This is a genomic window from Streptomyces sp. NPDC002853 (assembly GCF_053591915.1).
Map to the genome: position 1 here is coordinate 135,514 of NZ_JBSFUS010000005.1, position 12,421 is coordinate 147,934.

12 protein-coding genes are annotated in these 12,421 nt (G+C 70.8%); 3 read left to right on the forward strand and 9 right to left on the reverse strand.

Going from position 1 to position 12,421, the window contains the following annotated elements; genetic code table 11:
• Positions 1-11: 11 nt before the first annotated feature.
• From ACWD02_RS14895 to ACWD02_RS14910, 4 genes are all read right to left on the reverse strand, one after another.
• The gene (locus ACWD02_RS14895) at positions 12-1,061 is read right to left on the reverse strand and encodes a LacI family DNA-binding transcriptional regulator (protein ID WP_451209549.1); all 1,050 of its coding nucleotides are present in this window, start codon (positions 1,059-1,061) and stop codon (positions 12-14) included.
• Positions 1,058-1,885, reverse strand: a complete 828-nt coding sequence (locus ACWD02_RS14900; RefSeq protein ID WP_451209551.1) for a carbohydrate ABC transporter permease — start codon at positions 1,883-1,885, stop codon at positions 1,058-1,060. Before ACWD02_RS14900 ends, ACWD02_RS14895 begins: the two co-directional genes overlap by 4 nt.
• Positions 1,886-1,927: 42 nt before the next feature.
• Positions 1,928-2,857, reverse strand: coding sequence for a carbohydrate ABC transporter permease (locus tag ACWD02_RS14905; RefSeq protein ID WP_451210773.1), 930 nt, complete (start codon positions 2,855-2,857; stop codon positions 1,928-1,930).
• A 61-nt stretch (positions 2,858-2,918) separates the two neighbouring features.
• Positions 2,919-4,211 carry an ABC transporter substrate-binding protein gene (locus ACWD02_RS14910; RefSeq protein ID WP_451209555.1) on the reverse strand — a complete coding sequence of 431 codons (1,293 nt, stop codon included), beginning with the start codon at positions 4,209-4,211 and terminating at the stop codon, positions 2,919-2,921.
• A gap of 261 nt (positions 4,212-4,472) precedes the next feature.
• On the opposite strand from ACWD02_RS14910, the gene ACWD02_RS14915 reads away from it, so the two are divergent.
• Both ACWD02_RS14915 and ACWD02_RS14920 read left to right on the forward strand, forming a co-directional pair.
• Positions 4,473-6,494 carry an oxidoreductase gene (locus ACWD02_RS14915; protein WP_451209558.1) on the forward strand — a complete coding sequence of 674 codons (2,022 nt, stop codon included), beginning with the start codon at positions 4,473-4,475 and terminating at the stop codon, positions 6,492-6,494.
• Between the two features lie 65 nt (positions 6,495-6,559).
• Complete coding sequence (locus tag ACWD02_RS14920; protein ID WP_451209561.1) at positions 6,560-7,111, forward strand: PadR family transcriptional regulator; 552 nt, start codon at positions 6,560-6,562, stop codon at positions 7,109-7,111.
• A gap of 99 nt (positions 7,112-7,210) precedes the next feature.
• Here ACWD02_RS14920 and ACWD02_RS14925 read toward each other — a convergent pair whose 3' ends face one another.
• Both ACWD02_RS14925 and ACWD02_RS14930 read right to left on the reverse strand, forming a co-directional pair.
• Positions 7,211-7,723, reverse strand: a complete 513-nt coding sequence (locus ACWD02_RS14925) for a hypothetical protein (protein WP_451209564.1) — start codon at positions 7,721-7,723, stop codon at positions 7,211-7,213.
• 187 nt (positions 7,724-7,910) lie between these two features.
• Positions 7,911-8,894 (reverse strand): fibronectin type III domain-containing protein, encoded by a 984-nt coding sequence (locus ACWD02_RS14930; RefSeq protein ID WP_451209567.1) that lies wholly within the window; start codon positions 8,892-8,894, stop codon positions 7,911-7,913.
• Between the two features lie 212 nt (positions 8,895-9,106).
• On the opposite strand from ACWD02_RS14930, the gene ACWD02_RS14935 reads away from it, so the two are divergent.
• Positions 9,107-9,781, forward strand: coding sequence for a glycoside hydrolase family 75 protein (locus ACWD02_RS14935; protein ID WP_451209570.1), 675 nt, complete (start codon positions 9,107-9,109; stop codon positions 9,779-9,781).
• A gap of 28 nt (positions 9,782-9,809) precedes the next feature.
• On the opposite strand, the gene ACWD02_RS14940 is transcribed toward ACWD02_RS14935, so the two are convergent.
• From ACWD02_RS14940 to dhaK, 3 genes are all read right to left on the reverse strand, one after another.
• A complete protein-coding gene (locus tag ACWD02_RS14940; protein WP_451209573.1) occupies positions 9,810-10,220 on the reverse strand; it encodes a PTS-dependent dihydroxyacetone kinase phosphotransferase subunit DhaM in 411 nt (136 codons plus the stop codon).
• The gene (gene dhaL / locus ACWD02_RS14945) at positions 10,213-10,821 is read right to left on the reverse strand and encodes a dihydroxyacetone kinase subunit DhaL (RefSeq protein WP_451209576.1); all 609 of its coding nucleotides are present in this window, start codon (positions 10,819-10,821) and stop codon (positions 10,213-10,215) included. Before dhaL ends, ACWD02_RS14940 begins: the two co-directional genes overlap by 8 nt.
• Positions 10,822-10,916: 95 nt before the next feature.
• Complete coding sequence (gene dhaK / locus ACWD02_RS14950; protein WP_451209578.1) at positions 10,917-11,909, reverse strand: dihydroxyacetone kinase subunit DhaK; 993 nt, start codon at positions 11,907-11,909, stop codon at positions 10,917-10,919.
• Between the last annotated feature and the right edge of the window lie 512 nt (positions 11,910-12,421).

Below are 12,421 nucleotides of genomic sequence, written 5' to 3' on the forward strand. Positions count from 1 at the left end.
GGAAGCGGCGGTCAGGGGGCGTGGCCCGTCGACTCGCGGACGACGAGCCGTGGCCGTTCGTCGAGCGCGACGGCCGGCACGTCCTCGCCGCACTGCGCGAGCAGTGCCCGCGCGGCGGCCGCGCCGACCCGCTGCACCTGCTGGTCGACGGTCGTCAGACGCGGGTGCAGCCAGCGGCCGATCGGGAGATTGTCGTAACCGATGACGGACAGGTCGTCCGGGACGCGCAGCCCGGCGCGTTGAGCCGCGCCGATGCCGCACACGGCCATGGAGTCGTTGGCGTACATGACGGCGGTGGGGCGTTCCGCCATGCCGAGGAGTTCATCCGTCGCGGCCACTGCCGCCGCCTCGGAGAAGTCGGTGCTCAGGACGGCGGCGGGCTCAACTCCCTTGAGCAGCAAGGTCTCCTCGAAGACCGCCCGGCGCAGCCCGGTGTGCAGCAGTTCGCCGGGCCCCGACACATAGGCGATACGCCGGTGGCCGAGGTCCATGAGGTGGTCGACGGCCTCGTGTATGCCCGCGCCCTGGTTGCCGAGGCCCACGGTGGGCACGGGCGCGTCCGGGTGGGGCGAGCCGAGCAGCACGGCGGGCAGCCCCAGGCCGCGCAGGAGCGGCGGCCGTGGATCGTCGGCTCGGGCGTCGGTCAGGACGGCGCCGTCGACGCGGCCCTCGGCGGCAAGGCGTTCGTACAGCGCGCTCTCCTCGGCCACGTCCGTGACCAGGTGAAGGAGCAAGCCGTAACCGCGTGGCGCCAGTTCGCCCTCCAGGCCGGTGATCAGCTCGCTGAAGTGCGGGTCGGCGCCGAGCACGTCGGTGGGGCGGCGCACGACGAGGGCGAGCGTGCGGGTGCGCGCGCTGCGCAGTGCCGTGGCCGTGGCGCTGGGCGACCAGCCGAGCTCGGCGGCGGCGTCCAGGATGCGGCGCCGGGTGACCTCGGAAAGGCGGCCCTTGGCGTTGAAGGCCTGCGAGACGGCGGCCGTGGAGACCCCGGCCGCCGCGGCGACCGCCTTGATCGTCGGACGCCCGCCGCTGTCCCTGCCCGACGTGGTCGACCCGCTCACATCTTCACCGCCCCACTGACGAGGGCCTGCTGCATCCGCTTCTGCAGCACCGTGTAGACGGCCCATACCGGTACGAGAGTCAGTACCGTACCGGCGGTCAGCACTCCGTAATCCGTCCCCGTCAGGGACTTCAGGGTGGGCAGGGCGACCTGCACGGTGCGCTGGGAGGGGTCGGGGCCGATGATGACGAGCGAGTACAGGTACTCGTTCCAGAACGTCAGGAAGTTCAGGAGCAGCACCGTCGCGATGCCGGGCAGACACATCGGCGTGTAGACGTGCCGAAGGACCTGGAACGTCGACGCGCCGTCCATCCGCGCAGCCTCCTCCATCTCCTTGGGGATGGTGCGCATGAACTGAACCAGGATGACGACGGACAGCGGCATCGCGGTGGCGGGCAGGAAGAGCACCATGAACATGCGGGTGTGGAACAGACCGGTCGCCGCCGCGAGCAGGAACGTGGGGAAGAGCGCGGCGAACGTCGGGATGAGGAAGCCCAGCGAGAAGACCTTCTCCACGAAGGCGGCGAGCGCTCCCGTCGCGCGGGCGATGGCGAACGCCGCCGGAATCGCGAGCGCCAGCGTCAGAGCGAGCGAAAAGACCGTCACCAGCGCCGAGTTGACGACCGCGAGCCCCAGATCGGCGCTCTCGAAGGCCGTCCCGAAGTTGCCGAAGGACAGCGAGGTGGGCAGGGAGAAGGGGCTGGCGAAGATCTGCTCGTTCGTCTTGAAGGCGGAGGCGAGCAGGTAGTAGAGGGGGACGACGAGCAGCGCCGCGTACGCCCACGCCAGGATGTGCGCGGGCAGCCAGGACTTTCCGTGCTTCAAGGTGACCGGCTCCAATCGGGGGTCAATCGGGGGCGTGCGGCGTCAGTGGTTCTGGCGGAACGCGCGGCGGATGGTGAGCAGACCGACGAGGCCGACCAGGAAGAGGATCACGCCGACGGTCTGGCTGTAGCCGAGGTCGGCGGCGATGAACGCCTTCTGGTAGACGAGGAAGGAGAGCGTCGTCGACGAGCTGCCGGGCCCGCCCTGCGTCAGCAGCAGGACGTGCTGGGCCGACCCGAAGAACGTCCAGAGGAACTGGAGCATCGTCACCACGCCCACGTACTCGCGGATGACCGGGAAGTGCACGCGCCACATCGTCCGCCAGTGCCCGGCGCCGTCCAGCTGCGCCGCCTCGCCCAGTTCCTCGGGCACACTGCCCAGCCGGGCGGCGAACAGGACGGCGGTGAAGCCGATGCCGCCCCAGACGTCGAGCACGATCAGACAGGCAAGCGCCGTCGAGGGAGAGGCGAGCCAGGCGTCGGTCACCGAGCCCAGACCCACCGACTTCAGCGCGCCGTTGACCAGGCCGTCGGGAGAGAGGGCCGCGTAGAACACCATCGCCTTGGCCGGGGTGGAGATCAGGCCGGGGATGAAGAGGAGGTAGCGCAGGACGCGGTGGCCCGGCGGTTTCTGCGCCACGTAATAACCCAGCATGTACGCGCACACGATCATGATCGGCAGCGCGACGGCGAGCTGGACCGCCGTGTTGCGCACGGCGTCCCAGAACACCGGATCGTCGAAGACCGTGCGGACGTTGTCGAACCCGGCGAAGGAGACGGGCTGCAGCATGCCCGGCCAGTGCAGGGCCGCGATCACGAAGATCGCGATCATCGGCCCGACCATGAAGACCAGGTACCAGACCAGGGCGGGAACGGCGAGGATCGTGCCGCCTTCCTGGCGGCGCTTGCGGACGGGTGGCTCGGAGGGGGTGGGGCGGACCTCGGTCCCGCCCGGCGACACAACCGTCGACATTGTCGGCGTCTTCATCTCGGGTGACTCCCAGAAAACAGCTCGGGCGGCTCGGGCGGGCGGCTCATGCGGTGCGGTACGCGGCTTCGAGCACGGAGCGCACCTTGGCGGGACTCGTGCCACGGGTGAAGGCCGTACTGGTCGCGGTGATCAGGGGCTGCGTCGCGGCCGGCGGGACGTAGACGTCGGGCAGCAGGGCCTCGCTGACGTCGTTGCCGAGCTTCTGCGCGTCGGCGACCAGCGGGAAGTCCGTGCTGAGGGTGTCCGAGCGCAGGGCCATGTCGCGACCGCTCTCCTTGATGAAGCGCGAGACGGTGTCGGGGCGGTACATGAAGCGCAGGAACCTCTCGACCGCGTCCAGCTTCTTCGTGCCGTTGGGGCTGATCCAGAAGCCGATGAGGGTGTAGGTGCGCAGGATCGTCGGCTTGTCGTGCGCCGCGCCCGGCGCGAGCGGCCAGCCGCCGACCTCGGTGTGCCGGGCGATCTGGTCCGGGACCTTGGCGAGCGCCGACGACATGGCTGACTGGATGGCGGCGCCGCCCGTGTTGAACTGCGTCGTCATCGTGTCGGACGTCAGGCCCTGCGCCTTGTCGGCGAAGACGCCCGCGTCGCGCAGCGCGGCGAAGTACTCGATGCCCTCGCGGGCGCCCCTGCTGCCGCTGAAGTCGCCGCTCGTGAAGACCTTCCGTGCCTCGTCGGGGGAGAGGAAGGTCTGGATGATCTGGGCGAGGAGCTTCTGGCCCGTCCAGTCGTTGCCGCCGACGGTCACCGGGGCGATGCCCTTGGCGCGGAGCTTGCGGGCGGCGGAGATCAGCTGGTCGCCGGTGGTCGGGATCGCGTCGACCCCGGCCTTGTCGAGCAGCGCGGTGTTGTACGCGACCGGCCAGTTGGTGGCGAAGTACGGGAAGGCGCGGAGGCGGCCCTCGCTGTCGGTCCAGGCGTCGAGGGCGACGGGCAGGACGCGCTTTCGCAGCCCCCAGTCGTCCATGTACCCCTTGACGTCGACGGTCGCCCCGACATCGGTCCAGGCCAGCGTCTTGTCGTAGAGGTTCACCATGACGACGTCCGGCTCCTTGCGGGCGAGCCTTGAGGTCTCGTAGACCTGCGCGAGGTCGTCGCCGTTCACGAGGTTCTTCACCTTCAGGCCGGGGTTCTCGTCCCGGAAGGTGTTCAGGGCGGACAGGTAGGTGGGTGAGCCCGGAGCGGTGGTGCCCAGCTGGCTGTGCACCACGAGCGTGTCGGGATCGGAATCCGCCGATGCCAGCGTGGAACAGCCGGCGAGGGCGGGCAGGGTGGTGGCGGCGGCCAGGCCTGAACCTGCGGCGAGGAAGCCGCGCCGACTCATCGTTGAGCGCACAGCGGGATGTCTCCAACCAGGGCGATGACAACCAGGGGTTAATCGATATACCTGCGGGGGTGCGAGGACTCTAGGAGCGCTTCGTTGAATGGTCAATCCCCTGTTGCGCACGGTGAATCTTCCGGCGAAAGCGGCAAAACGGTCACCGGGTGCCGCCGGGCCGACGTGGCGCCCGCCACGTCTTTATGCAACTAGTTGCACAAGGGGTCGGCTTCCTCTAGAACTGTTCTGACGACACACCCCGTACGCCGGAGGGCCCGCATGAGCCGCTACCCGAACCTGCTGAACCCGCTGGACCTGGGCTTCACCACCCTGCCCAACCGGGTCCTGATGGGATCCATGCATGTGGGCCTGGAAGAGGCGCCGGACGGTTTCCGGCGGATGGCGGAGTTCTACGCGACCCGTGCGCGCGGCGGTGTCGGCCTCATCGTCACGGGCGGCATCGCCCCGAACGAGCTCGGCCGCCCCTGGGACGGCGGCGCCAAGCTGACCACCGAGGCGGAGGCCGAGGAGCACGCGGGCATCACGGCCGCCGTGCACGCCGAGGGCGGCAAGATCGCCATGCAGATCCTGCACTTCGGGCGGTACGCCTATCACGAGGGCCTCGTCGCGCCGAGCGCGATCAAGGCGCCGATCAGCCCCTTCGTGCCGCGCGCCCTTGAGGACGCGGAGGTCGAGCAGACCGTCGAGGACTTCGTGCGCGCCGCCGAGCTCGCCAAGCTCGCGGGTTACGACGGCGTCGAGGTCATGGGCTCCGAGGGCTACCTGATCAACGAGTTCATCGCCGCCCCCACCAACCAGCGCGATGACCGCTGGGGTGGCGCCTACGAGAACCGCATCCGTTTCCCCGTCGAGATCGTCCGGCGCATACGCGAGCGTGTCGGCGCGGACTTCATCATCATCTACCGCCTCTCCATGCTGGACCTCGTCCCCGGCGGCTCGACCCTCGAGGAGGTCGTCCACCTGGCCAAGGAGATCGAGGCGGCGGGCGCCACGATCATCAACACCGGCATCGGCTGGCACGAGGCGCGCATCCCCACCATCGCCACGTCGGTGCCGCGCGGCGCGTACACCTTCGTCACGAAGAAGGTCATGGGCCAGGTCTCCGTGCCGCTCGTCACCACCAACCGCATCAACACCCCCGAGATCGCCGAGCAGTTGCTCGCCGACGGCGCCGCCGACATGGTCTCCCTGGCCCGCCCGCTGCTCGCCGACCCGGACTTCGTCGCCAAGGCGAAGGCCGAGCGGTCCGACGCCATCAACACCTGCATCGGCTGCAACCAGGCCTGCCTGGACCACACCTTCAACCTGCAGATCACCTCCTGCCTGGTGAACCCGCGCGCCTGCCACGAGACCGAGCTCGTCCTCGCGCCGACCCGCACCAAGAAGCGCGTCGCGGTCGTCGGCGCGGGCCCGGCCGGACTCGCCTTCGCGGTGTCGGCGGCCGAGCGCGGCCACGACGTCACGCTCATCGACGCGGCGTCCGAGATCGGCGGCCAGCTCAACGTCGCCCGCAAGGTGCCCGGCAAGGAAGAGTTCGACGAGACCCTGCGCTACTTCCGCACCCAGCTCGAACTGCACGGCGTGGACGTTCAGTTGAATACCCGCGCCACCGCGGACAGTCTCGCGAAGGCGGCCTACGACGAGGTCGTCATCGCCACCGGAGTCACCCCGCGCACCCCCGAGATCCCCGGCATCGACCACCCCAGCGTGGTCGGCTACCTCGACGTGCTGCGCGACAGCGCGCCCGTGGGGGAGCGCGTCGCGATCATCGGTGCGGGCGGCATCGGGTTCGACGTGGCCGAGTACCTCACCGACAGCGGCGACAAGGCCAGCCTCGACCCGGCGACGTACTTCCGTCAGTGGGGCGTCGACATGGACTACAAGGACCGCGGCGGCCTGACCGCGCCCGACCGTCCCACCCCGCCGCGCTCGGTCCACCTCCTGCAGCGCAAGGCCTCCAAGGTCGGCCAGGGCCTCGGCAAGACCACGGGCTGGATCCACCGCACCGAGCTGCGCCACCGCGGCGTCACGATGGTCGCGGGCGTGAGCTACGACCTCATCGACGACGCGGGCCTGCACATCACGGTCGACGGGCAGTCCACGGTCATCCCCGTGGACACGGTCGTCCTCTGCTCCGGCCAGGACCCGCGCCGCGACCTCTACGAGGAGCTGCTCGCCGGCGGGCACAGCGCGCACCTCATCGGGGGCGCGGACGTGGCCGCCGAACTGGACGCCAAGCGCGCCATCAAGCAGGGCACGGAGCTCGCCGCGGCGCTGTGACACCGGGCGCCCGCTCCGGCTGACACCCGGTACCCGCTCCGGACGCCGTACTTAGGATGGCCGCCATGTCACTCCCGCACGCGATCCTGACCGCCCTGCTAGAGAAGCCGTCGTCGGGGCTCGAACTGACCCGCAGGTTCGACAAGTCGATCGGCTACTTCTGGTCGGCCACGCACCAGCAGATCTACCGCGAGCTGGGGAAACTGGAGCGGGACGGGGCCATCCGCGCGCTGGAGCAACAGCAGGCAACGCGCGGGCAGAAGAAGGAGTACGAGGTGCTGCCCGCGGGCCGTGCCGAGCTGGCCCGCTGGACGGCCGCGAGCCAGGACCCCAAGCCGCTGCGGGACACCCTCCTGCTGCGCCTGCGGGCGGCCGCGGTCGTCGGCACGGACGGCATCGAGGCGGACCTGCGGCGCCATCTCGCCCTGCACCGGAGGCAGTTGGCCGAGTACGAGGAGATCGAGGAGCGGGACTTCCCGCCGGGCAAGGACGCGGTGGAGGACCGCCTGAGGCATGTGGTGCTGCGGGCCGGGATCGACCTGGAGACGTTCTGGACGCGGTGGCTCGAGCGGACCCTGGAGGAGCTCGGGGCGCCTGACACGTCACCGGACGCCTGACGGCCGCGTGCATGATGCTTGATGCCCGCGTGCACGAAGGCTGCCGCCGGTCCCGGTCTGAGCCGGGGCCGGCGGCAGCCGCTTCTTCGCGGCCCTGGATCAGAGCCGGTGCCGCGCACCGCGGCGACGCAGGTACCAGGCGCCGCCACCGCCCGCGGCCAGGACCACCAGGGCCCCGCCCGCGACCAGGGTGGTCGTGCCGTGGTCCTCGCTGCCGCCACCGAGGCCGCCCCGGACGCCGCGCGCGGGCGACGTCGTGGACGCGGTGGTCGGCGACGCCCCGACGGTGACCGTCTGGGAACCGGCCGTCGTGCCGTCCTCGCAGATCACGGCCACCGTGTGCAGGCCGGTGCTGACGTTCTGCCAGGAGGCGCTGCCGCCCGTCAGCTCCATCTGCTTGCCCTGGGCGAAGCTCGCCTGGCCGTTGCTCATCAGCGAGGCGTTGCCCCCGTCGGGGCACGCCGCCGTGGTCACGGTGACCGTCGATCCCCTGGCGGTGACCGTGATTCCTCCGGCGGCGGCGAACGCCGACGGAGCGGTCAGTGCCATCGGAAGCGCAGCCGCGGCGGCGATGGTCAGGCCGGAGCGGACGAATATCTGAGTAGTGCGCATGAGTCTGCCCTCCGGTGGCACGGGAGGCGGTACATCCCATGCGCCGCCGGGGGTAGGGAAGCGCCCGTGCTACCTGCCGATGAGCCAACGTGCCATCCGGCAGGGCCGCATGCGGACAGCCACCGGGCAGGTGACGGAATCCTTCGTACGGCCGACAGCCGACGCCCCGCCCGACGCCAGGCCCGGCTCAGGGGCGCGGACCCGTGGTGACCGTCCGCTCGGGGGACCAGCCGCCCCACGTCCCGTCGGGGAGCTTGGCCCGCAGCTTCACGCGGTGGCTGTCGCCCGGCTTCCTGCCCACGTAGAAGCTGTGCTTGGCCTTGCCCCGTGGCGCCGTACCGCCGAACACCAGCGAGGTGGCATTCTTCCCGTCGAGATGGATCTGATACTCCGCCACCGCGCCTCCGGTGCGCGGCGGCGTCCACGCCAGGTCGATGTAGTACGCCCCGTCGGCGAGGCGGGTCGTCGCGCGGAAGTCCGTCGGTGCCGTCCCGCTCCCGTCGTCCCGGCCCGCCGCCGTGGTGAGGCGGACGGCGCGGCTCGCGGGGGACGCGTTGTCTGCCGCGTCCAGGGCCTTGACGGTGAAGCGGTAGGCGGTGCCCGGCCGCAGCCCCGTGATCAGGGTCCCGCGCTCGTTCCCGCCCACGCTGTGGATCTTCGACGACCCCTGGTAGATCTCGTACGAGGCGACGCCCTTGTCGTCCTTGGCGGCTCCCCAGGACAACGTCACCGCCCGGCTTCCCTCGACCGTGCCCCGCGCGGAGCCGGGGCGGGACGGCGGCTCGCGGTCGGCGGAGGCCGCGGCGGGTGTGGTGACCGTCAGCTTCTTGCTGGCCGGACCGACGTTCCCCTCGGCGTCCCGGGCGCGGACGGTGAAGGTGTAGGCGGTGGACGGCTTCAGGCCGACGACGTCCACCATGTGTTTGCCGCCGGGCACGCGCTCGACCCTGGTCGTGCCCCGGTAGACGTCGTAGCCGGTGACCTTCGTGTCGTCCGTCGCCTGGTTCCACATGACGTGGGCGGTGGTGGCGCTACCCGCCTGGACCGTGACGCCGCGGGGCGCGGCCGGGGGCTGCACGTCCTTCGCGTCCGGGTCGCCGCCCCACGCGCAGGCGGTGAGGGTGCAGGCGGTGACGGCCAGGATGGCGGACAGGTGGGGGGTCCGTCGCACGGTCGTGCCTTCCGTTCGGGCGGCATTGGTCCGGACCTATTTGACAGGGCTGTCGGGTGCACATCAAGAGGTCCGGCGTGCGCCGTCCGTACCGCGGCGGCGGCCGAGGTGTAGGACCCGGGACAGACTGGGATGTCTGGTCACGTGCTCCCGGCGTCGGCCCCCTCCCGTCCGACCGGCCGTCAGTCCCTCCCCACGGAAGGCCCTTTCTCGTGCGTACCAGAGTTCCGGCGCTCGCCGTCGCCACCGTCACCACCCTGCTCGCCCCCGCGGCTCTGCCCGCCGCGGCGTACCCCCAGGAAGGAACCGTGTCCGCCGCCGCGCTCCTGGCCAAGGTGACGACCTGCGAGCAGGTGTCGAGCGGCAACTACCGTACGGACAGCGGAGCCCGTGCGGACATCCCCGTCTGCGGCAAGCGGGGCGCGGTGTTCTGGAAGGCCGACATGGACATCGACTGCGACGGCCGGCCGAGCAGGGCCTGCAACCGGCGCACGGACCCGCAGTTCCAGGACACCACCGCGTTCCAGGAATCCAACGGCCGCCAGCTCAGCGCGGAGCAGCTCCCGTACGTCGTCGTGCCGGGCCCTAGCAGCCGCTGGAATTACGCGAAGCACGGCATCACGGGTGGCTCGGTGGTCGCCGTGATTCATCAGGGCAAGGTCCTGTACGCCGTCGTCGGCGACACGGGGCCCACCGACCTCATCGGCGAGGCGTCGTACGCGGCGGCGAAGTCGCTGGGCATCAACCCCGACCCCAGGACGGGCGGCACCGGCGCGGGTGTCACCTACATCGTCTTCGACGGTCCCAGGGCGTCCCCCATCGAGAGCCACCAGGCCGCGGTCACCCAAGGTGACGCGCTGGCCCGGCAGTTCCTCCGCCAGAACTGACCCGTCCGCCAGAACTGACCTCCTGGCCTCACACCTTCCGGTAGGAGTACGCCTCCGTCGCCGCGGCCTCCACCGCCGCCAGGTCGGCGCCCGCCGAGGCGGTCACCACCGCCGCGACCGCACCCTCCACGAAGGGGGCGTCCACCAGACGGGCGCCTTCCGGGAGTTCGTCGCCCTCGGCGATCAGGGCTTTCACGGTAAGGACCGCGCTGCCCAGGTCGGTGAGGATCGCGACGCCCGCGCCGCCGTCCACCTTCGCCGCCGCCGCGGAGATGAGCTCCGCGCTCGTGCCGAGGCCGCCGTCCTCGGTGCCGCCCGCGGCGGCCACGGGTGCGGTCGACCCGCCGCCCGCGAGCCCCGTGGCGAGGGCGGCGACGGCTTCGGCGACGGGGCCACTGTGCGAGACGAGGACGATGCCGACCAGCTTGTCGTCAGTCACGGCCGGCCTCCGCGGTCTGCGCGAGCGCGTCGAAGAGGAGCGCCGACGAGGTCGCCCCGGGGTCCTGGTGCCCGATGCTGCGCTCGCCGAGATAGCTGGCCCGCCCCTTGCGTGCCTGCAGCGGTGTCGTGGCCAGGGCGCCTTCGTTCGCCGCGGTGCGCGCCGCGGCGAACGACTCCGAGAGCGCGTCGACCGCGGGGACGAGGGCATCCAGCATGGTCTTGTCGCCGGGTGCCGCGCCACCGAGCGCGCTGACGGCGTCCACGCCCGTGCGCAGCGCGTCGGCGAGCTCCTGCTCGCTGACCTCGGCGGCGTCACCGAGGCTTTTGCCGGTGCGCCGGAGCAGCGTGCCGTAGAGCGGCCCGGACGCGCCCCCCACGGTCGAGATCAGCTGCCGTCCCGCCAGGGTGAGCACGGCCCCCGGCGTGGCAGGCGCCTCCTTCTCCAGCGTGGCCACCACGGCGGTGAACCCGCGCTGCAGGTTGCTGCCGTGGTCGGCGTCGCCGATCGGCGAGTCCAGCTCGGTGAGCCGCTGCGCCTCCCGGTCGACGAGTGCGGCGGCCGAGGTCAGCCAGTGACGGAAGAATGCGGCATCGAGCACGGAAACTCCTTGCGCGGTAGAACAATTGGGCAAAGTGGCACGAGTGGCACGAGTGGCACGAGTCGTACGTGGTGAGGGCGGGAAGCCGGTGCGGATCAGATACCCCAGCGAAGCCCCGCCGTACGCACCGGGGCGTTCCAGAGCCGCAGCAGCTCCTCGTCGACCTGGCACAGCGTGACGGAGGCCCCGGCCATGTCCAGCGACGTCACGTAGTTGCCGACCAGCGTGTGCGCGACGACGACCCCGCGCTCGGCGAGGACACGCTGGACCTCTGCGTTGAATCCGTACAGCTCGAGGAGGGGAGTGGCCCCCATGCCGTTGACGAGCACGAGCACCGGGTTTCGGGGGCTGAGGTCATCGAGCACCACGTTCACGGCGTACTCCGCGATTTCGCTCGACGTCATCATCGGGCGCCGCTCGCGGCCTGGCTCGCCATGGATTCCGACGCCCAACTCCAGCTCGCCGGAGGGCAGATCGAAGGTCGGGCTGCCCTTGGCGGGCGTGGAGCAGGCGCTCAGGGCGACCCCGAAGCTCCGCGCGTTCTCGTTCACCTGCCGGGCGATCGCCTCGACCCGCTCCAGCGGCATGCCCTCGTCGGCCGCGGCTCCCGCGATCTTCTCGACGTAGAGCGTCGCACCGGTGCCGCGACGTCCCGCCGTGTACAGGCTGTCGGTGACGGCCACGTCGTCGTTGACGAGCACCTTGGCGACCTGGATGCCCTCGTCCTCGGCGAGCTCCGCGGCCATGTCGAAGTTGAGGACGTCCCCCGTGTAGTTCTTCACGACGAACAGAACCCCCGCCCCGCTGTCCACGGCGGCCGCGGCCCGCACCATCTGATCCGGCACGGGTGAGGTGAACACCTCACCGGGGCAGGCGGCGGAGAGCATCCCCGGCCCCACGAACCCGCCGTGCAGCGGCTCATGTCCGGAACCGCCGCCGGAGACGAGGGCCACCTTCCCGTCGACGGGAGCGTCCCTGCGCACGATCACGCGGTTCTCCACGTCGATCGTCAGGTCGGGATGCGCGGCAGCCATGCCTCGCAGCGCGTCCGCTACGACTGTCTCCGCGACGTTGATCAGCATCTTCACGGGTACCTCCTGGTGACATCGGCAAGGCTGGGTGTCGCTGGGACCCGAGGTCCCGAGGTCAGTATCAAGGCAGTGGCGTAAAGATGCGCGAAGCTCGGACGAAGGTGCCTGTCGGCCGGGTGGGGGAGCGTCCAGGAAGCTCATCGCACGGCATGTGCCAGTGGCCTCTTTCGGTCGTTGTTCCGGGGTGTCCCCCTGACCGTCTTCGGTCGCCAAAACGGCTTGTTGGAGAGGGTGTCGGGCGCAGCCACGGCCACGCGCGCACTCCGTTCGCCCTAGGGATGACGGGGCTTGGGACGTGTCATTCGGGTGAGTCCGGGCGCGGCGCGTGCGCGTCTTATTGCAATAGGTTCGCAACTACTTCTGGATGGCCAGAAGGTGACAGGGGGGCCTTTGCGTCGCCTGGTGACAGGGGTGATCGTGGGGCAAGCGGAGGGACTCCCTCTGCGCCAGGGCCGCCGTGGACGACCGCTGCGGCACGGCCCGAATGCACCCGACATCCCGACGTGGCA